Below are 18,401 nucleotides of genomic sequence, written 5' to 3'. Positions count from 1 at the left end.
TGGCGCGGTTTGAGGATTTACCCTGTCTTACGGTCTGTCTATGACCGTCATTATTTATCATCAAATTTTAAGACCTAACCGAGTACCTTGATCGATAGCCCGTCGGGCATCCAATTCCGTTGCAACATCTGCTCCACCAATAAGATGCACGGTTTTTCCCGCTTGCTGTAGCGGTTGATATAGTTCTCTCAGTGGCTCTTGTCCGGCACAAATAACAATATTATCTACGGCAAGACAGCGTTGTTCCCCATTGCTGCTAATATGTAATCCCTGATCATCTATTTTCAAATATTGCATATTGTTGAGCATTTTCACACCACGCAGGTGTAGATTGGTTCGGTGTACCCAACCTGTTGTTTTACCTAATCCTTCACCAACTTTTGTCGGTTTACGTTGTAATAGATAAATTTTTCGGGGAGAAGGTTTTGGTTTAGGGCCTTCAGGAGATAAACCACCACGATGTGTCAGATTATGGTCAATGCCCCATTTTTCGCTGAAAGTGGTGCTATCAAGGCTAGTACTTTTTCCTGGTTGACTCAGATATTCTGCGGTATCGAAACCGATACCACCTGCGCCAATGATAGCGACACGTTGACCGACATTTTTCTTATCTCTTAATACATCTAAGTAGCTCAGTACCTTTTCATGATGAATACCATCAATGGTGAGTTGGCGAGGCACAATGCCGCTGGCGATAATCACCTCATCAAAATCAGAAAGTGCTTCTGGTGTTGCGGTTTGGTTCAACCGTACATCAACATGATGGATTGTTAACTGGCGCTGAAAATAACGCAGTGTTTCATGGAATTCTTCTTTACCTGGGATCTGTTTGGCAATATTAAATTGTCCGCCAATCTGTCCGTCACGTTCAAACAGAGTGACATGATGACCACGACTGGCGGCGGTCACTGCAAATGACAATCCGGCAGGCCCGGCACCGACAACCGCCAGTTTTTTCGGTGTGGTGGTTGGCTCGGCAGTCATCTCTGTTTCGTGGCAGGCGCGGGGATTAACTAAACAGGAGGCTATTTCACCGACAAAAATCTGATCCAAACATGCCTGATTACAGCCAATACAAGTGTTAATCTCATCGGCCCGTCCTTGCTGGGCTTTCATAACGAATTCAGCATCAGCCAGAAAAGGTCGTGCCATAGAAACCATATCGGCACAACCTTGAGCCAGCACTTGTTCTGCAATGTTGGGGTCATTAATTCTGTTTGTTGTGATCAATGGAATAGAAACTTTCCCCATCAGCTTTTGCGTTACCCAACTGAATCCGGCGCGGGGAACCATAGTAGCAATCGTTGGGATTCGAGCTTCATGCCAGCCGATACCGGTATTGATGATAGATGCCCCCGCTTGCTCAATAGCAACTGCGAGTTGCTCGATTTCCTGCCAATTAGAACCCTCTTCGACTAAATCCAGCATCGAAAGCCGGTAGATTAGAATAAATTCTCGCCCTGTTGCTTGATGGACTGCTTTAACAACTTCCACAGCAAAACGCATTCGATTTTCGAAACTTCCACCCCATTTATCTTGGCGGTGATTGGTACGGGTAGTCAGAAACTGGTTAATCAGATAACCCTCAGAACCCATGATTTCTACGCCATCATAACCTGCTAGTTGTGCCAGTTGAGCACAATGAGCGAAATCAGCAATGGTTTGCTGAATATCTTCTTCTGTCATTTCACGAGGCATGAATGGATTAATTGGTGCCTGAATAGCGGTAGGGGCGACAAGGTGTGGTTGATAGCTATAACGGCCGGTATGTAGGATTTGCATTGCAATTTTTCCACCAGCCTGATGAACTGCGTCTGTAATAACTTTATGGTGAATAAGATCTTTTTCATCTACTAGGAATGCAGTGCCTTTCCCTATAACACCTTGTTTATTTGGCGAAATGCCGCCTGTGACAATCAATGCCACGCCTCCGGCTGCCCGTTCAGCATAAAAGCGGGCAAGCCTCTGGGCGCGATCGGGATGTTCCTCTAGTCCAGTGTGCATTGATCCCATCAAAATGCGGTTTTTTAGTGTGGTGAACCCCAGGTCTAGAGGGGCGAACAGGTGAGGATAATGGCTCATTGCAATCTCCATCGGGTGTTTGTCAATTATAACCAGATTATTATTGTGTTCTAAACCACCAGTCAAAACTCAAAGTGGTCGGATGAGTGATGGTTCAAATTTAGATGGAATAAGGTTGATTGGGAAAAAAATGTTAAATGAATGTGATGAAGGTCATGAAATCAGGTTATTTCATCGAGTTAGTGAAAAGAATCTGACTGATTCAGTCAGGCGATTTGTTTACCCAGTTTTAGTATTTTTTTCTGAATGATTCGACAGCCGCCTGAGATGTTAAAAGTGTGGGTTTTGCTTTAATCGGGGATTGATTTTTCATATATTAACTTGATTCCAGTTTTGATTCTGGAATAGGGTGAACTCTTCTATTCTGACTTAATTTATAACTCAGTGGTTATTATGAAAAAACAGATGACTGAATGGGTAACTTTGGCAGGAAAAGGGGTGACTTTAGAACCTCTGACACACCAACGGCATGATGAGTTTTTACAGGCAATTGAAGAAAGTGAGCTGCATAAATTGTGGTACACCAGTGTCCCTTCGCCGGCTGAGCTAGGTAACGAGATTGAACGCCGTTTATTGCTACATGAAAAAGGTACTATGCTGCCTTTTGCTATTGTTGATCATCGAACAAGTAAAGCGGTTGGCATGACCACGTATATGAATATTGATTCTGATGTCCGCCGGTTGGAAATCGGTTATACCTGGTATGCTCGTTCTGTTCAGCGGACACATATTAATACGGAAGTAAAATATCTCTTATTGAAATACGCTTTTGAAGAATTAGGATGCATCGCAGTGGAGTTTCGCACTCATTTTTTTAATCATCAGAGCCGGAAAGCGATAGAGCGACTGGGTGCAAAACTTGATGGAATTCTGCGTAGTCATGGTGTATCTAAAGATGGCAGTATCAGGGATACTTGTGTTTACAGCATTATCAGTGGTGAATGGCCGGCGGTTAAAATACATCTTGAATGGCAGATGGTTAAACCGAGATAAGAGTCATCTTAAAAATTAGGCCGCTCTGTGAAAAGTAGCGGCCTGATTCTGATTTAATTTGAAGGCAGAGAATGCTGCATTCCATTATCCAGTTCATCTAGTAATTGATAGCGGCGGCGATATTCTGCCCGCTTCTTACTGGCTATATCTTCAAGCGGTTTTCTTTCAATGGATAAGGGGAGATGGAAATCCTTATTTTTGCCCTTTGCTCCACCTAATGATTCCCAGAAAGAGTCGTAATCAGCGACTAATTTGTCTTTCTTTTTATGCCAATAGCGTAGACTCTTATAGATGTGAGTATCATTGCTGGCTGCCAGAATTTGCTGGCATTCAAAGTGGGCAGCGAGACGGCAAATGGATTCAATCAGTAAGCGTTTTGGAAATAATCCATAACAATCTTTCGTTGCATCGCGGATAATTTCAAGGGTTGCATCGCCTTTGGAACCTTGTAGTCCACCGATGAACAGTGTTTTTTTACCGGCAATAGTGAGTAGTGTGAAAGCGCATCTTGCCAAAGTTTTACTATCTCCTGTTGTAATAAATAGAGTGAGCTCACCTTCTTTATTAAAACAATCCATAGAATCTAGAAAAATAGTGTAAGTTCCACTCTTACCATTGATAACCGCTAATGGATATGCATTGGAGCGAAATATTTTATTAACAATAGACTGATTTAACCCAGTAAATAATAGCTGGTAATGTTCATTTATTGCACGTAACGTCTGCCCTCTATTGAAGTTAATACTTAGATAAGGGCGATGTAATTTAGAAGGTAAACAAGGCTGTTTCTTCAAAATATCCAAATAGAACGGCGTATTAACTATCTGGTTTAATAGTTTTAGTGTCGATATTGGCATCAGAGCGCTACGTAAGGCAAATTTAGTGCGATTCTGGGCAGAATACCAATGAGGGCTAGGGCTAATTTTTTTTCCGACTAAATCTGTGAACAGCCGAATTCCTGAACTGGCAGGTTGATACATATATTTCATTTATTTCATTTCTTTATCTAGTTCTAAAAAATACTGGAGGGAAGAAGACTTGCAAACCGTGAGTATACTCCTTTGGTATTAAACAAAACTTCAACGGATGTTTATTTATATTTTTTTAAGATAAAAAATCAACAGCTGTTTAATGAATGTTTAGTTATTAAGGGGATTTTCTCATGTTTGTTTATTATTCGTTTAGTTTTCTGTGATGCTTTTTGCTGTAAAAGCACATCCAGAAAGATGAGAAAAACGGCTATAACTTGTTGTGATACCCGAGCTCATGATCTGTAACAAATTTAGCAGGTGAGTATTGGTGATAAATGATTAATGTCGGATATATTCTTTTTTGAATCCGTTTAATTAAAACATTAATAATTATTCTATTAATTTGTTCTGTTTTTACATTAATGTCAGAAGAGAATGGATGAAATATTTTTATTTTGTGATTTATATCATGTTGTTATGAAAACCCCCTTATTCTTGAAAGTTAAGTTAGTACTTGCAGAATATGTATTGTATTTTTATTGTTAATTAAAATTTATGATTTTATATGATTCAATTCACAGAAAGGGCATTAATAATGGATGAGATACTTGTTCTTGTTGATAAACATGATAATCCCATTGGTTCAGCGGGAAAAGCTGATATTCATCAGAAAGGTATGTTACATCGGGCCTTTTCTATCTTTGTTTTTGATAATAAAGGAAATTTACTCTTACAGAAGCGAGCGGCAACCAAATATCATTCAGCCGGGCTTTGGACCAATAGCTGTTGTGGTCACCCTAGGGTTGGTGAAGCTCTGGAGGCCGCTGCACATCGGCGTCTTGGCGAAGAGATGGGTTTTGACTGTCCATTGAAAAAGGTTTCGTCATTTATTTATCACGCGATACTTCCTAATAATTTGATTGAATACGAGTATGATCATGTTTTTATTGGACGCTTTGATAAAGAACCGATAATTAACCTTGACGAAGTATCCGATTATAAATGGGTTAATCTTCTGAAATTGAGGGCGCTAATTAATAATGCTCCTGATGTGTATACGGTTTGGTTCAAAAAAATCATTAATGGTCTTTCGTATCAAGATATTGAGGAGTGGCAAAGGCTGATTTGATAACAATGTAATTTATCGGTAGCCATAGCATTGGATTAATTAGATATGAATATTTCATTGAAATTTACCAATACGCCGAAAATCTTGACAAATTAAGGGTGTGACGCTTTTAAAAACCGTTTAATAAGGAAAAGTTCATGAGTAGCTTTGATAATGTGTTTTGCACTGATGTTGAGTCTGTCTCGCCCTATCACATCATTCAGGGGGAAACCACCAACGATTACGAAAGTAAAGTGGTACAAACTTATTGCGGAGATCCAGAATGCTGGCGTAAGGTGATTGGCGATACACTGTTATTCCAGTTTGGTGTTTACGATGATCCTGCTTCAAAGCTACCAATTTCATTGGATGACTCAGGTATTCGTTATTTTGATCGTCAGCTGCTATTGGCTGGTTTGGAAACAAAGATCGAAAGGCCACCAATTCAGCGTATTTTGGATATCGGTTGTGGTTGGGGTTATATCCTGAAATATCTGGCTGAGCGTTTTCCTGAATGTAAGCGTTTGGATGGAGTAAATATCAGCGAGCAGCAGTTGCGGTATTGTGCTGAATTTCACGCACAATATGGACTTTCTGAGCGTATCAATCTGTATCTGTGCAATGCACAGGATATTGATCGCTTACCTGATCCGCAGGAACCTTATGATCTGGTGATTATCCGTGGTGTCATTTCACATTTTCCGGACTCGTTGTATGAAAAGGCTATGAGTGCATTGTTCAAACGGGTGAGCGCTGGTGGTCAGGTGATTATTTCTGAAAATCTCTATAATATGGAGTTGGATAATTATAAATCGGATATTCCTGACACCGTTGATCGTCTCGCTTGTGCTAACCGCAAAACACCCAGCTATTTCAGACAAGTGTTGGAGAAAAGTGGCTTCGTTATTAAGGATATGAGGGTATTGCCGTCTAATATTGATGTGGTGCATTGGTTGTTGGATGTTAAGGCCAACATCGAACGAAACTTTCCTGAAGGTGTTAGTGGTCCTTTGGAAGAATTGCGTGTACTGGCTGAAAACTTTTCGGTTGCTCAGGTGAAAAACTATGTGTCGACTTATAGTGTTATTGCACAGAGACTTTAGAAAGCAGCTTTGTTTTCTTGGTTGAAGAGTAGGGCCGTTAAGAAAATCTTTGTCGCCGTTTTGTTGTTACTGACCGTTGGAAATAAAAAAGCCACTTTTTACGGAGTAGCCTCATCGCCAATGCAGCGTCAGATTGATGCCGCCTACCCCGAATTATCGGCAGGGCTGCATTTACCCAAATTTGCCCGCATTGAGGCACACCCTGAAAATACGGTCAGCGGCGATATCTCCGACCCATTCCGGCCACGCTATGCGGTTGATGTGCAATTATTGGCTGATGATGGTCAGGATACCGCTGTTCCTGTTTATCACGCGGTTCCGCTGCTTTTGCCGATGGCGGGCAGTGAATCGGGTATGTTCCAATATCCGCCAGTCGGAACGGTGGTTGAAATCGCTTTTGAGGCAGGCAGGCTGGACAAGCCCTTTATCCGGCAGACATTAAGCCAGGGTAATACCTTGCCCGATATCAAGCCAGGCGAACAATTGCAGCAGCAGCGGGCGGAAGTCTCGCAGAGAGTGACTCAGGAAGGGCATTGGATTCGTCAGACTGACCAAACTATTGATGAATCGTCCATGCACCGTGAAGTCAGGGCAGACACGGAAACACGTAACGTAGTTGCCCGGGAAACCACGATACAGGCCACGGATAAAACCACGGTCTTGGGCACGTCTACGCTACTGGCGGGCGCTGTCCGGCAAATTGCAGACGGTGACTATAGTATGGTGACCTCATCAAATTTCGTTGTCAGTGTGGGGAAAGAGGCCAATGTTGAAGTTGGGCAAAAGCTGATAGAGAAAATTGGCCTGCTTAAGCAGAGCATCGCCGGCGCCAGGCAAGAAATCGTCGCGCTCGTGGTTTGGGTGGGCAGCCAGCAAATCAATGTCATGACCTTGATGTTAGAGACGTTGGATGTGGTTAAGGCACTGGCGGAACAGATTGCCGCCCATACGCACCACAACACAGGTATGCTGGAGAATGCCAGCGCGATAAGGAACACGGCCTATAAATCCGATGGATTGAAACAGAAGTATTCCCCTGTGATTGGGTGAATATCATTCCATTTGTATGAGCTTTTTTACTCTGCACCCTAGGTTGATATTTTATGCTATAGGTATTAGACTGGTTATGTCAGTTAAGGAATATCGCGCTAGGGCTGAGGCTACCAATCTCGGTAATAGCACAAAAGATACCCGCGCCCTGTATGGGTAAAACAAAAAAGCCAACCTCACCAGTTGGTTTTTTGTTTTTTCCAACTCACCATTTTAATTGATTGAATCATCTGAAAATAAACCTATAATCAACGGCTGTTAGTTTGGGGTAGCGTTCTGGCCTGTGTATCTCTGACGCAAGTTTTCGTAAGTCCTGGCTGAAGAACAGGTGGTGCTGCTTCAGTGCCTCGGTCAGAGCGCGATATTCCTTAACTGACTTGATGGAAGTCAGCTGGACAGGCAGCGTAAAGGCAATGGCTGGTTAAGTCGTGCTCCTAACTGGAGCAAACGGGTGAAAGCATTTATTGATACTGCTATCATCGTTCTCAAAGAGTTAATCGCGCTTTTAGAGCTGATCCGTGCATTTCTGAAATAGATAACGGAAACGTAGCTAAGGCCATCGGGTAACCTCCCGGTGGCCTTTAACATTTACCGCCTTTGATCAAGCAAGCCATTCTTGTTTAAGTGGCCCAATATATTGATCTAACGGCTTAAATTTGGTAATCCCGACTGGACTTGAACCGGTGTTCAAGCGGTTATTGACCACAACAGTCTCGCGGCGCTTATGACGAAATAAATGAACTTATGGCGAAAACGGCACTACACCGCACCCGCCTGCACGCTTTGGATCAGAAAATTTTTTCAGGAAATTTCAGTTTTTGGATCAAAAGAGGATCACGAAGATAATTACAATGCAATGATATTAAAGGAAAAATTCTATTTTACGTGAAAAAGAAGATCACGAAAGGAAGCCGTGCTTTATCATAGAAATCAGATAGAGCACGGCTTTACAGGATATACAGAACTGAAATTATTTTATCCTTTTGCATTATGACAAGGAGAAAGTGAAAGTATTAAAGTGTGCTTAATTCATTAATAAGCGCAGGATTACGTTCAAGCATCTTAAGTAGTTTCAGTGATGAACCAGAAGGAATGCGGCGGTGCTGTTCCCAGCTTTGAATTAGAGATGTAGAAACGCCAACAGCTTCGGCAAATTCACTTTGTTTTAAGCCAAAGGTTTCACGTAAGTTTTTTACATCAGGCAGGCGATGGTAATGGATATTTTCATCAAAAACAGAAAGTTCGCCTTTTTCAATTGCTACCATCTGATTCATGCTTTCAACCAAATCGTTAAAAAGTCTTTTGTCCATAGTCTCTCCTGTTGTATGAACATTGTCGCGTATCTGCGCGGTGTTAATTACTGTAATTTGTTACTGATGGCTTTAAGTACCTCTTTTTCTTTTGGAGTTAAGTCATCTTTTTTATTTTTAGGGTAAATCAAAAGGAGATAGAGCCTCCCAGTTTTGGTTATGGCATAGTAGATAATTCTTACTCCGCCACGTTTTCCTATCCTTTCTCGCTGCCAACGAATCTTTTTACATCCTCCAGTAGCGCTGATGGTACTACCCTGCTCGTGATTCTTTAGTAAGTGCTCCTGTAATAGCCTAAATTCATCATCGGTTAACAGTTCTGCTCGTTCTCTACTAAATACGGGAGTTTCAATAAAAACCAGATATTCCATAAAAAACATCCTTGCCTATATATGGAAATATGATATTCGTACATAGTACGATAGTCAAGATAAAATCGTACTGGAGACTAGATCTTAATGCACATAGAAAATTGTAGTTGATCTTCTGAAAACAATTTATTATCGTTTTATGCATGGGGACTCAAAACCTCAAGTAAGCGGTCAAAACCAACCCCGTTAGTGTTGGGTTTTTTATGCCTAATTTTTAATGGTAGCTATTCGGCTGTCATCTCTCTGATTCAATGTCGGGAGGGCGACTAATACAACACCCGCAAGGGGAATAAGTCCGCGGTTTCTTACTGCCGTTTTGAGCCTCCCGACACCATATTCTTAAATGGTAAACCCAATTCTCAAAGAAAAGTAAGGAGTCAGCAATGGCTAGCCTATCCGTAACTCCATTCATTTTTGAAAATCAGCAAGTACGTACATTGATTAAAAATGGCAATTTTTGGTTTGTGGCACAAGATGTATGTGATGCTTTGAAAATCACAAACAGCCGCGAAGCTATCGCAAAACTTGGTGATGATGAAAAGGATGTAGCTTTAAGTGACACTCTTGGTGGAGAGCAAAAAGTAAACATTATCAATGAATCAGGAATGTATTTTCTGACAATCCGATGTCGTGATGCCGTAAAGAAAGGAACTTTACCCCACCGTTTTCGTAAATGGGTTACTAGTGAAGTTTTACCTTTGATTAGAAAGACCGGTAGCTATATAGGCAGGGAGAAGAGTATTTCACTAAGTCAGCTCATTATTTGCCCTTATTGTCAGAAACCAGCCAATGTTTTAAGTACAGAAAAATTGCATAGACACAGAATTGAAGTCTTGGCAATTTGTGATTCTATTTGGTGTTCAGAACAAGCTTTTAAATTTGATCTATGTTTCTCACATTATCTTCAAGAAGAAGCAGGGATAAGGGTAGAAAAAGTGATGATGTTAAGAGGTTGATAAATAGCCTAACTTTCTGCTCAGAAATTGAAGCTGGCTAGTGTGTTTTCATCTGGGTAATGGCTTTATGAAAAAATCTCTGTCGCCACTGACTACCAGAAACAAAAAAGCCACTCTTGTTTGAGTGGCCTAATGTACTGATTTATCAGCTAAAATCTGGTGGCCCCTACTGGACTTGAACCAGTGACCAAGCGATTATGAGTCGCCTGCTCTGACCAACTGAGCTAAGGGGCCGTTGAATGGGAGGGATTATACGTACAGTTTTGCTCGCGGTCTAGCTTTGTAAATTCGTATGATCATTTTATGTGCAAAATTGCGTTTTTAGTAAGTAGTGAAAACGGGGAGTGATATATATTAGTTGTTTTTATGGTCTATTTAACGTTTTTATCCGTTACTGGATTAATTTTTCAGAAGCGATTTTGCACCATCTGGTCATATATTATTCCGATAAAGATCTATTTTATACCCGTTATCCTTCAAGTTGCCTCTTTGTTGGCTGCACTCGCTCACCCCGGTCACATCGTTATCTATGCTCCCGGGGATTCACTCCCTTGCCGTCGCGATGCATCTTGAAATCCATAGGGTATATACGTGATTATTTTAATGATAATCATATTTCTTTCATTCTTTCTTAATCACCGGATGGAAAACGACTTTTTTATCTATCGGCTAGAGAGAATGTTAATTGAGTTATATAAGAGGAACCTGTGATGATATTTCTGCATAAATACCATATTGTCAGAGGATTTAGAGTATCGCCGATATTAAAAACAAAAGCGTCTGCCGGAGCAGACGCTTTTTAGTCAGAATGAATAAAATTGATTATTCATCAAGGAAGCTACGCAGAACCTCAGAACGGCTTGGATGACGTAGTTTACGTAGTGCTTTCGCCTCGATCTGGCGGATACGTTCACGGGTAACGTCAAACTGTTTACCGACTTCTTCCAATGTATGGTCAGTATTCATATCAATACCGAAACGCATACGCAGTACTTTTGCTTCACGAGCGGTCAGACCAGCCAAGACATCGTGGGTTGCTGAGCGCAGGCTTTCTGAGGTTGCAGAATCCAGCGGCAGTTCCAGCGTTGTATCTTCAATGAAATCACCTAAATGTGAATCTTCATCATCACCAATTGGCGTTTCCATTGAGATAGGTTCTTTGGCAATTTTCAGTACCTTACGGATCTTGTCTTCCGGCATCAACATACGTTCTGCCAGCTCTTCCGGCGTTGGTTCACGCCCCATTTCCTGCAACATTTGGCGGGAAATACGATTGAGTTTGTTGATTGTCTCAATCATATGAACGGGTATACGAATGGTACGAGCTTGGTCGGCAATTGAGCGTGTAATTGCCTGACGGATCCACCATGTGGCGTAAGTTGAGAATTTGTAACCACGACGATATTCAAATTTATCAACCGCTTTCATCAGGCCAATGTTGCCTTCTTGGATCAGATCCAAGAATTGCAGGCCACGGTTGGTATATTTTTTGGCAATTGAAATAACCAAACGTAAGTTGGCTTCAACCATCTCTTTTTTTGCTCGGCGGGCTTTTGCTTCACCGATGGACATACGACGGTTGATATCTTTCACCTGTTCAATGGTTAAACCGGTTTCTTCCTCAATTTGACGAAGTTTTTGCAGGCTACGCTGTACTTCGTCTTCCACTTCAAGGAGTTTTTCAGACCACGGTTTGTTCATTGCTTTTGCAGCAGTAAACCAAATGTCACTGGTTTCATTACCGGAGAACAAAGTGATGAAGTTCTTCTTCGGCATTTTGCACTGCTCAACACACATTTTCATGATTTGGCGTTCTTGAAGGCGAACGCGATCCATCATAGAACGCATGTTGTTGACCAGATAGTCAAACTGCTTTGGCACCAGACGGAACTGTTTGAAAACTTCTGAAAGTTTTAAGATTTCGGCCGCAGTATTTGGATGATTGCGACCGTTTTCCTTAATTTCCTGACGGGTGATGTCATACTGTTGTCGCAGTTCTTGGAATTTCTGGCGAGCTAATTCTGGATCGATGCTGTTGTCATCATCACTATCGTCATCGCTGTCTTCATCATCGTCGTCTTCATCATCATCGAGCTCTTCCTGTGGAAGTTCAGAACCAACGTGGGTGGCAGTAGGTGCAAGTTCTTCTTCTGCGTTCGGGTCAACGAAACCAGTGATGAGATCTGACAGGCGAGCCTCACCCGCTTCCACTCGGTCATATTGTTCCAGTAAGTAGGTGATTGCTTCAGGGTATTCAGCAACGGAACACTGTACCTGATTGATGCCATCTTCAATGCGTTTAGCAATGTCAATTTCACCTTCCCGGGTCAATAACTCAACGGTACCCATTTCACGCATGTACATACGTACCGGGTCGGTGGTGCGACCGATTTCAGATTCAACACTAGACAGTACTTGCGCAGCAGCTTCCACAGCGTCTTCATCTGTGTCGTTAGCGGTTTCTGCTAGCATCAGATCATCGGCATCAGGTGCTTCTTCCATTACCTGAATGCCCATGTCATTGATCATCTGGATGATATCTTCGATCTGATCGGAATCGACGATATCTTCCGGCAGATGGTCATTGACCTCAGCATAGGTCAGATAGCCTTGCTCCTTACCACGGGTGACAAGTAGCTTTAGCTGTGACTGCGGGTTTTGCTCCATAAGACGGTATCCACACTTCAGAGTATTTGGGTTGGTGTCGGTCGGCGAAACTAATCTGCCAACAATAACTTTTAAGGGCGTTTTCGTTATATTGCCGCTGCCCACTTATAGCGGCAAAATGTAGGGTTATTTCCCTACCTAATGCGGCATTTAAGCCGTGAATTCAGTGTTTACTTTCTGGCACGGGATTCATTAATTAAGCGAACTTCTTCGCGCTCTTCCGGTGTCAGACCTTCAGTTCTTGCTCTGGCGATAAGAATGTCTAAACGTTCTTCTAACGCTGAATCAACAAGATGATCCAACGCGTCACGAAATGTATTTTCTGCTATTTCTTCTACTTGTATATCGTTCCATGTAGCTAATTTTTCAAGTTGTTTACTAAATTTATTATCACGATATTGCTCTAGCAGTTGTCCAGTTGTCAGCCCTGGCTGAGTAAGACAAACCTCCACAAGCTCCATAAATAATGGTAAGCCTGCAATTTTGGCCTGCATAATTCCCTGTAGGGGGGGAACTAAAGCGGCTAAGTGTGGGTTTTGTACCAACAGTCCTATAAGTATACGCATAGTTGTCGGTTTTAGCTGCGGCATCTGATAATTATTCCCACTTTCCAGATGCTGCGGCAATAGACGTTCCAACTGCACTGCATCAGGGATGCCCATCATATTGCCAAGTTCTTGTCTCATATAGAGACGCAGAACTTCCCCTGGAATCTGGTTAATCAATGGTACGGAAAGTGAACTGAGTTTTGTTTTCCCTTCAGGATTACTCAAATCAACTTGTGGTAGCAATGATTCGAACAGAAATTCGGATAATGTATGAGATTGTTCCATTCTTTGTTCAAATGCTTTCCGACCTTCCTTACGGACTAGTGAATCAGGATCTTCGCCATCAGGCAAAAACATAAAACGTAACTGCCTACCATCATTCAGATAAGGGAGCGCTGTTTCCAATGCCCGCCATGCTGCATCACGCCCGGCTCTGTCACCATCGTAACAACAGATGACGTTATCAGTAGCGCGGAAAAGTAATTGAATATGTTCCGATGTAGTCGAAGTACCTAGTGAGGCAACTGCATAATCGATACCAAACTGCGCCAGTGCTACCACATCCATATAACCTTCAACTACTAATAATCGTGAAAGGTCACTGTGATTTTGTTGTGCTTCATAGAGGCCATATAGCTGGCGGCCTTTATGGAAAATTTCAGTCTCTGGTGAATTGAGATATTTTGGGAGTGCATCTCCCAGAACACGTCCACCAAATGCAATTACGCGCCCTCTACGGTCACGGATTGGAAACATTATTCGTTCGCGGAAGCGGTCATAGGTACGGCCATTATCATTTGCGACCAACATTCCGGCGTCGTTTAACTGTCGACGATCTTCCTCATTATGAGCAAACCGTTTCAAGGTGTTGTCCCAACCAGCAGGTGCGAAACCAATCGAGAAACGGTGGATAATTTCTTCACTAAGCCCCCGCTGAGCCAGATATTGCCGGGCTTGTTGTGCAGCAGGAGTGTTTAATACATTTTGATAGAAGCTGTTAAGCTTATCCATCAGTTGGTAAAGGTTTTGTCTTTGGTGACGTTCTATCTGACTGTGACTGGAACCTGCTTCATAAGGGACTTCCAGACCATGCATAGCCGCTAATTCTTCGATGGATTCGACAAACTCAAGTCTATCGTAATTCATCAGAAAATCGATAGCGTTGCCGTGAGCTCCGCAACCAAAGCAATGATAAAACTGTTTATCGCCATTAACAGTAAACGAAGGTGTTTTTTCGTTATGAAATGGACAGCACGCGTGGTGATTTTTACCCTGTTTTTTAAGTGGCACACGAACATCGATCAGATCGATGATATCGGTACGAGCTAATAAATCATTGATAAATGCGCGCGGAATTCGTCCAGCCATAAGCCCTTTTACGCCTGTTGATGAACGACAATAAGCCGCGCTCCCTTTCGGAAAGCACGGCCTTTATCTGCAACTACTATTGTCTGCAAATTCAATCACTATGCGGATCAACCGCAAGGATTAGTACAGACGAGTGCGGCGTGCGTTTTCACGAGCCAGCTTCTTAGCGTGACGTTTTACAGCAGAAGCTTTAGCGCGTTTACGTTCAGTCGTTGGTTTTTCATAGAATTCACGACGGCGAACTTCTGCTAATACACCTGCTTTTTCGCAGGAACGCTTAAAGCGACGCAATGCTACGTCGAATGGCTCGTTTTCACGTACTTTAATTACCGGCATGTGCCTCTCACCTCAATAGAAATCGGTCTTGCTGGCGTGGGATGCCAGCCATCTTAAAATGGTGCGGAATTTTACTTCAATGAACACGGCTTTGTAAAGCGCCGCAGCAAATTGAAACAACAACACTACGACGGTGATCTGCAAATCAGTTCCGTAATATTGATGATAACCACACAGGGATTTTATGTAGAGGAGTGATTATAGACTAAGCAGCAAAAATAGTCAGCATGTAAGCCGCGCAAATTAGCTTATTAATGATAAACTGGCTCTCTTCTGTGGAATATAGGTAGTGTAATGCGAGTTTTAGGTATAGAAACGTCCTGCGATGAAACCGGAATCGCAATTTATGACGACGAAGCCGGTTTATTGGCAAATCAATTATACAGTCAGATTAAACTGCATGCTGATTACGGTGGTGTCGTGCCTGAATTGGCTTCACGTGACCATATCCGCAAAACAGTGCCCTTAATTCAAGCTGCTTTGAAAGAAGCAGGATTAACCTGTAAAGATATTGATGCGGTGGCTTATACAGCAGGTCCTGGTCTGGTTGGTGCATTGTTGGTGGGGGCGACGATTGGCCGTTCTCTGGCGTTTGCTTGGGATGTTCCTGCGATTCCTGTTCATCATATGGAAGGGCATTTACTCGCTCCAATGCTGGAAGATAACAGTCCTGAGTTCCCGTTTGTAGCTTTGCTGGTGTCTGGTGGTCATACACAGCTTATTAGTGTGACGGGTATCGGTAAATATGAGCTACTTGGTGAATCAATAGATGATGCCGCTGGTGAAGCGTTTGATAAAACAGCTAAGTTACTGGGATTGGATTATCCAGGAGGGCCGGTACTCTCCAGAATGGCTCAGAAAGGAGAAGTTGGGCGTTTTGTATTTCCTCGCCCGATGACAGATCGTCCTGGGTTGGATTTCAGTTTTTCAGGATTGAAAACTTTTGCGTCTAATACTATTCATAACAACAGCGATGATGAGCAGACCAGAGCGGATATTGCCCGCGCTTTTGAAGACGCAGTGGTTGATACATTAGCGATTAAATGTAAGAGAGCGCTTGAGCAGACCGGGTTCAAGCGACTAGTGATGGCTGGTGGTGTCAGCGCCAACCGGGCATTGCGGATTAAAATGGAAGAGGTCATGGCAAAATTGGGTGGCGAAGTATTTTATGCGCGCCCTGAATTCTGTACAGATAACGGTGCCATGATTGCGCTTGCCGGCATGATCCGCCTAAAAGGAGAGGTGAATGACTCACTTGGCGTGATAGTCAAAGCCCGCTGGCCATTGTCGGAATTACCTCCATTATAAATCTTCAAATAAAAGACCAGTAACTCAATGAGTTGCTGGTCTTTATCCAGCCTTGTTGTTAATCTTCTTTTCTTTGCTCTTTTTCTGTTCGTTTTTTTTCTTTTTCGGTCATCTCTTTTTTCTTTTTTAGCTTGTTCCAGAGACGATTTTCTTGGCCGCGCCACAGACGCTGGATATTATCATGGTGACGTAGTAACACCAGACAGCAGAGCATGGCTACGGGGAAAGTAAATTCGGGTTTAAACCACCAGACATAGAATGGTGCTATCAAGGCACTGACAATGGCCCCTAAAGAAGAATAGCCGCTCAATAATATGGTCAGCAGCCAAGTACCCATCATCAAACCTGTCAGATCCCAACCAATTGCCGCAATAGCACCAAAAGCAGTTGCGACACCCTTACCGCCTTTAAATTGGAAAAAGATCGGGTAAATATGGCCGAGACAAGCAGCGATTGCTGTAATTCCTAAATAGAAAGGGGGAACATAGAGTTGATAAGCCAACCAGACGGGGATCATCCCTTTTAGAACATCACAAATTAGTACTATTGCCGCAGTACTGCGGCCACCAATTCGCAATACATTTGTCGCGCCTGGGTTGCCTGAGCCATGTTGACGAGGATCAGGTAGCCCAGCCAGGCGACAAATAAGTATTGCGCTGGAAATTGAACCGCAAAGATACGCGAAGATGATCATGCCAAGCGCGATAGCACTCATAATGTCTCCCCAATAATAATGGTCGTTTTCTTAGACTAGTCATGGATAATACGCATATTTAGTCGGAAGTGGTATCCGACAAGTTGAAAAACAGGAAAATGACGTGATGGATATCGTATTTATTGAGGAGTTAGTCGTTGTTACCACAATTGGTGTTTACGACTGGGAACAGACCATTAAACAGAAGTTAGTGTTCGATATCGAAATGGGATGGGATAATAAACGTGCATCATCCAGTGATGATGTCGAATATTGTCTGGATTATGCCAAAGTTAGCGAAGCGATCATCAATCATGTAGAAAATCAGAATTTTGCTCTGGTTGAAAGAGTGGCTGAAGAGGTAGCGGATCTGCTGTTAAAACGTTTTAATTCGCCGTGGGTACGGATAAAAGTGAGTAAACCGGGTGCTGTCGCGCAGGCTCGTCAAGTTGGTGTTATTATTGAAAGAAAAAAATAATCTGATCAGTAGTGAATTTGGCTGCCATATTATTGTCATTGTTCTTACATAGACTGGCATGCAGTGGTGCCAGGTTTGATAATTATGTCAATTGATTAATGACAATGGGAATAATGGTAGCTGAGTTTATTCCATGCTACTTGTTTCGGATATTTATTAATGGGCGACCTCTCTATATGACTGACCTTTCTACCTTGTTTCATGCAGCTATCCTTGGTGTTGTTGAAGGGCTAACTGAATTTCTTCCTGTTTCCTCTACCGGCCATATGATCATTGTTGGCCATATGTTGGGATTTACTGGCGATAAAGCTGAAACATTTGAAGTTATTATCCAGCTTGGATCTATCCTTGCTGTGGTAGTCGTGTTTTGGCGTCGCTTATTTGGGCTCATTGGTATCCACTTTGGTGAAGTTCCTCATGAAGGTAAAACCAATGGCAAACTGAAACTGAGTCATATTATTTTAGCAATGCTACCTGCGGTGACACTTGGGTTGATGTTCCACGATGTCATCAAATCACTGTTTAACCCACAAAGCGTGATGTACGCCTTGGTTATTGGTGGTGTGTTGCTGATTACTGCAGAAATCTTGAAACCTAAAACACCAAAAGCAGAGGGGCTGGATGATATTACTTATCGTCAGGCTTTTATGATTGGCTGTTTTCAGTGTCTGGCTTTATGGCCGGGATTTTCCCGTTCAGGTGCGACAATTTCTGGTGGAATGCTGATGGGGGTTAATCGTTATACTGCATCAGAATTCTCGTTTATTTTGGCTGTACCGATGATGATGGGAGCAAGTGGATTAGATTTATATAAGAGCCTGCACTTTTTGAGCGCTTCTGATATCCCAATGTTTGCTGTTGGTTTTGTTACTGCATTTGTTGTCGCGTTAGTCGCCATTAAAACTTTTCTGGCATTGATTAAGCGTATATCTTTTATCCCATTTGCTATCTACCGCTTTATTGTGGCAGCCGCTGTTTACTGGGTATTTATGTAGTGAATGGTTCCCCTGATATCAATTTAACTCAAATATTGCCTAGTGTTTGATATCAGGGGATGT

General features: G+C 42.5%; 16 protein-coding genes, 1 tRNA gene and 1 pseudogene. 9 read left to right on the top strand and 9 right to left on the bottom strand.

Annotated elements, in window-relative coordinates:
* Positions 1–60: 60 nt before the first annotated feature.
* On the bottom strand, positions 61–2,082 hold the full coding sequence (locus PluTT01m_RS20525; RefSeq protein ID WP_011148122.1) for an oxidoreductase: 2,022 nt from the start codon (positions 2,080–2,082) through the stop codon (positions 61–63).
* 393 nt (positions 2,083–2,475) lie between these two features.
* Between PluTT01m_RS20525 and PluTT01m_RS20520 the strand changes: the two genes are divergently transcribed.
* On the top strand, positions 2,476–3,075 hold the full coding sequence (locus PluTT01m_RS20520) for a GNAT family N-acetyltransferase (protein WP_011148121.1): 600 nt from the start codon (positions 2,476–2,478) through the stop codon (positions 3,073–3,075).
* Between the two features lie 53 nt (positions 3,076–3,128).
* Here PluTT01m_RS20520 and PluTT01m_RS20515 read toward each other — a convergent pair whose 3' ends face one another.
* On the bottom strand, positions 3,129–4,064 hold the full coding sequence (locus PluTT01m_RS20515) for a VirK/YbjX family protein (RefSeq protein ID WP_011148120.1): 936 nt from the start codon (positions 4,062–4,064) through the stop codon (positions 3,129–3,131).
* A gap of 577 nt (positions 4,065–4,641) precedes the next feature.
* Here PluTT01m_RS20515 and idi point away from each other — a divergent pair.
* From idi to dinQ, 4 genes and pseudogenes are all read left to right on the top strand, one after another.
* On the top strand, positions 4,642–5,175 hold the full coding sequence (idi, locus tag PluTT01m_RS20510) for an isopentenyl-diphosphate Delta-isomerase (RefSeq protein ID WP_011148119.1): 534 nt from the start codon (positions 4,642–4,644) through the stop codon (positions 5,173–5,175).
* A gap of 137 nt (positions 5,176–5,312) precedes the next feature.
* On the top strand, positions 5,313–6,257 hold the full coding sequence (locus PluTT01m_RS20505; RefSeq protein WP_011148118.1) for an SAM-dependent methyltransferase: 945 nt from the start codon (positions 5,313–5,315) through the stop codon (positions 6,255–6,257).
* Positions 6,258–6,371: 114 nt separating this feature from the next.
* Positions 6,372–7,307, top strand: a pseudogene (locus tag PluTT01m_RS20500) (phage baseplate assembly protein V); the annotation flags it as partial.
* 463 nt (positions 7,308–7,770) lie between these two features.
* Positions 7,771–7,842, top strand: coding sequence for a damage-inducible type I toxin DinQ (gene dinQ / locus PluTT01m_RS28335; protein WP_369931603.1), 72 nt, complete (start codon positions 7,771–7,773; stop codon positions 7,840–7,842).
* A 478-nt stretch (positions 7,843–8,320) separates the two neighbouring features.
* Here the strand turns inward: dinQ and nadS are convergent, their stop codons facing one another.
* Both nadS and PluTT01m_RS20490 read right to left on the bottom strand, forming a co-directional pair.
* Complete coding sequence (gene nadS, locus PluTT01m_RS20495) at positions 8,321–8,617, bottom strand: NadS family protein (RefSeq protein ID WP_011148114.1); 297 nt, start codon at positions 8,615–8,617, stop codon at positions 8,321–8,323.
* Positions 8,618–8,664: 47 nt separating this feature from the next.
* Positions 8,665–8,988: a type II toxin-antitoxin system RelE/ParE family toxin gene (locus PluTT01m_RS20490; protein WP_011148113.1), complete on the bottom strand. Its 324-nt coding sequence runs from the start codon at positions 8,986–8,988 to the stop codon at positions 8,665–8,667.
* 383 nt (positions 8,989–9,371) lie between these two features.
* Between PluTT01m_RS20490 and PluTT01m_RS28330 the strand changes: the two genes are divergently transcribed.
* Positions 9,372–9,944, top strand: a complete 573-nt coding sequence (locus PluTT01m_RS28330; protein WP_011148112.1) for a BRO-N domain-containing protein — start codon at positions 9,372–9,374, stop codon at positions 9,942–9,944.
* A gap of 157 nt (positions 9,945–10,101) precedes the next feature.
* Here PluTT01m_RS28330 and PluTT01m_RS20480 read toward each other — a convergent pair.
* From PluTT01m_RS20480 to rpsU, 4 genes are all read right to left on the bottom strand, one after another.
* Positions 10,102–10,178: transfer RNA gene (locus PluTT01m_RS20480), tRNA-Ile, on the bottom strand.
* A gap of 588 nt (positions 10,179–10,766) precedes the next feature.
* Positions 10,767–12,611: an RNA polymerase sigma factor RpoD gene (gene rpoD / locus PluTT01m_RS20470; RefSeq protein ID WP_011148111.1), complete on the bottom strand. Its 1,845-nt coding sequence runs from the start codon at positions 12,609–12,611 to the stop codon at positions 10,767–10,769.
* 170 nt (positions 12,612–12,781) lie between these two features.
* Positions 12,782–14,527 carry a DNA primase gene (gene dnaG, locus PluTT01m_RS20465; protein ID WP_011148110.1) on the bottom strand — a complete coding sequence of 582 codons (1,746 nt, stop codon included), beginning with the start codon at positions 14,525–14,527 and terminating at the stop codon, positions 12,782–12,784.
* Between the two features lie 120 nt (positions 14,528–14,647).
* Entirely contained in the window at positions 14,648–14,863 is a 216-nt protein-coding gene (gene rpsU, locus PluTT01m_RS20460) for a 30S ribosomal protein S21 (protein WP_001144069.1), read from the bottom strand.
* Positions 14,864–15,157: 294 nt separating this feature from the next.
* On the opposite strand from rpsU, the gene tsaD reads away from it, so the two are divergent.
* The gene (gene tsaD / locus PluTT01m_RS20455; protein ID WP_011148109.1) at positions 15,158–16,171 is read left to right on the top strand and encodes a tRNA (adenosine(37)-N6)-threonylcarbamoyltransferase complex transferase subunit TsaD; all 1,014 of its coding nucleotides are present in this window, start codon (positions 15,158–15,160) and stop codon (positions 16,169–16,171) included.
* 58 nt (positions 16,172–16,229) lie between these two features.
* Here tsaD and plsY read toward each other — a convergent pair whose 3' ends face one another.
* Positions 16,230–16,886, bottom strand: coding sequence for a glycerol-3-phosphate 1-O-acyltransferase PlsY (gene plsY / locus PluTT01m_RS20450; protein ID WP_011148108.1), 657 nt, complete (start codon positions 16,884–16,886; stop codon positions 16,230–16,232).
* 106 nt (positions 16,887–16,992) lie between these two features.
* On the opposite strand from plsY, the gene folB reads away from it, so the two are divergent.
* Positions 16,993–17,343 carry a bifunctional dihydroneopterin aldolase/7,8-dihydroneopterin epimerase gene (gene folB, locus PluTT01m_RS20445; protein WP_041380336.1) on the top strand — a complete coding sequence of 117 codons (351 nt, stop codon included), beginning with the start codon at positions 16,993–16,995 and terminating at the stop codon, positions 17,341–17,343.
* A gap of 176 nt (positions 17,344–17,519) precedes the next feature.
* The gene (gene bacA / locus PluTT01m_RS20440; protein ID WP_011148106.1) at positions 17,520–18,338 is read left to right on the top strand and encodes an undecaprenyl-diphosphate phosphatase; all 819 of its coding nucleotides are present in this window, start codon (positions 17,520–17,522) and stop codon (positions 18,336–18,338) included.
* Positions 18,339–18,401: the final 63 nt, after the last annotated feature.

The organism is Photorhabdus laumondii subsp. laumondii (genome assembly GCF_003343245.1).
Lineage (GTDB): Bacteria > Pseudomonadota > Gammaproteobacteria > Enterobacterales > Enterobacteriaceae > Photorhabdus > Photorhabdus laumondii.
Note: the sequence above shows the minus strand (reverse complement) of the source record. Positions and strands in the feature narration are given on the sequence as shown.

What these genes read in the sequence shown, in the direction of transcription:
- PluTT01m_RS20520 (WP_011148121.1), top strand. Translation starts at nt 2,476, where the DNA reads ATGAAAAAACAGATGACTGAATGGGTAACTTTGGCAGGAAAAGGGGTG.
- PluTT01m_RS20505 (WP_011148118.1), top strand. Translation starts at nt 5,313, where the DNA reads ATGAGTAGCTTTGATAATGTGTTTTGCACTGATGTTGAGTCTGTCTCG.
- PluTT01m_RS20525 (WP_011148122.1), bottom strand. Translation starts at nt 2,082, where the DNA reads ATGAGCCATTATCCTCACCTGTTCGCCCCTCTAGACCTGGGGTTCACC.
- rpsU (WP_001144069.1), bottom strand. Translation starts at nt 14,863, where the DNA reads ATGCCGGTAATTAAAGTACGTGAAAACGAGCCATTCGACGTAGCATTG.
- PluTT01m_RS20515 (WP_011148120.1), bottom strand. Translation starts at nt 4,064, where the DNA reads ATGAAATATATGTATCAACCTGCCAGTTCAGGAATTCGGCTGTTCACA.
- rpoD (WP_011148111.1), bottom strand. Translation starts at nt 12,611, where the DNA reads ATGGAGCAAAACCCGCAGTCACAGCTAAAGCTACTTGTCACCCGTGGT.
- nadS (WP_011148114.1), bottom strand. Translation starts at nt 8,617, where the DNA reads ATGGACAAAAGACTTTTTAACGATTTGGTTGAAAGCATGAATCAGATG.
- PluTT01m_RS20490 (WP_011148113.1), bottom strand. Translation starts at nt 8,988, where the DNA reads ATGGAATATCTGGTTTTTATTGAAACTCCCGTATTTAGTAGAGAACGA.
- bacA (WP_011148106.1), top strand. Translation starts at nt 17,520, where the DNA reads ATGACTGACCTTTCTACCTTGTTTCATGCAGCTATCCTTGGTGTTGTT.
- dnaG (WP_011148110.1), bottom strand. Translation starts at nt 14,527, where the DNA reads ATGGCTGGACGAATTCCGCGCGCATTTATCAATGATTTATTAGCTCGT.
- idi (WP_011148119.1), top strand. Translation starts at nt 4,642, where the DNA reads ATGGATGAGATACTTGTTCTTGTTGATAAACATGATAATCCCATTGGT.
- PluTT01m_RS28330 (WP_011148112.1), top strand. Translation starts at nt 9,372, where the DNA reads ATGGCTAGCCTATCCGTAACTCCATTCATTTTTGAAAATCAGCAAGTA.
- plsY (WP_011148108.1), bottom strand. Translation starts at nt 16,886, where the DNA reads ATGAGTGCTATCGCGCTTGGCATGATCATCTTCGCGTATCTTTGCGGT.
- folB (WP_041380336.1), top strand. Translation starts at nt 16,993, where the DNA reads ATGGATATCGTATTTATTGAGGAGTTAGTCGTTGTTACCACAATTGGT.
- tsaD (WP_011148109.1), top strand. Translation starts at nt 15,158, where the DNA reads ATGCGAGTTTTAGGTATAGAAACGTCCTGCGATGAAACCGGAATCGCA.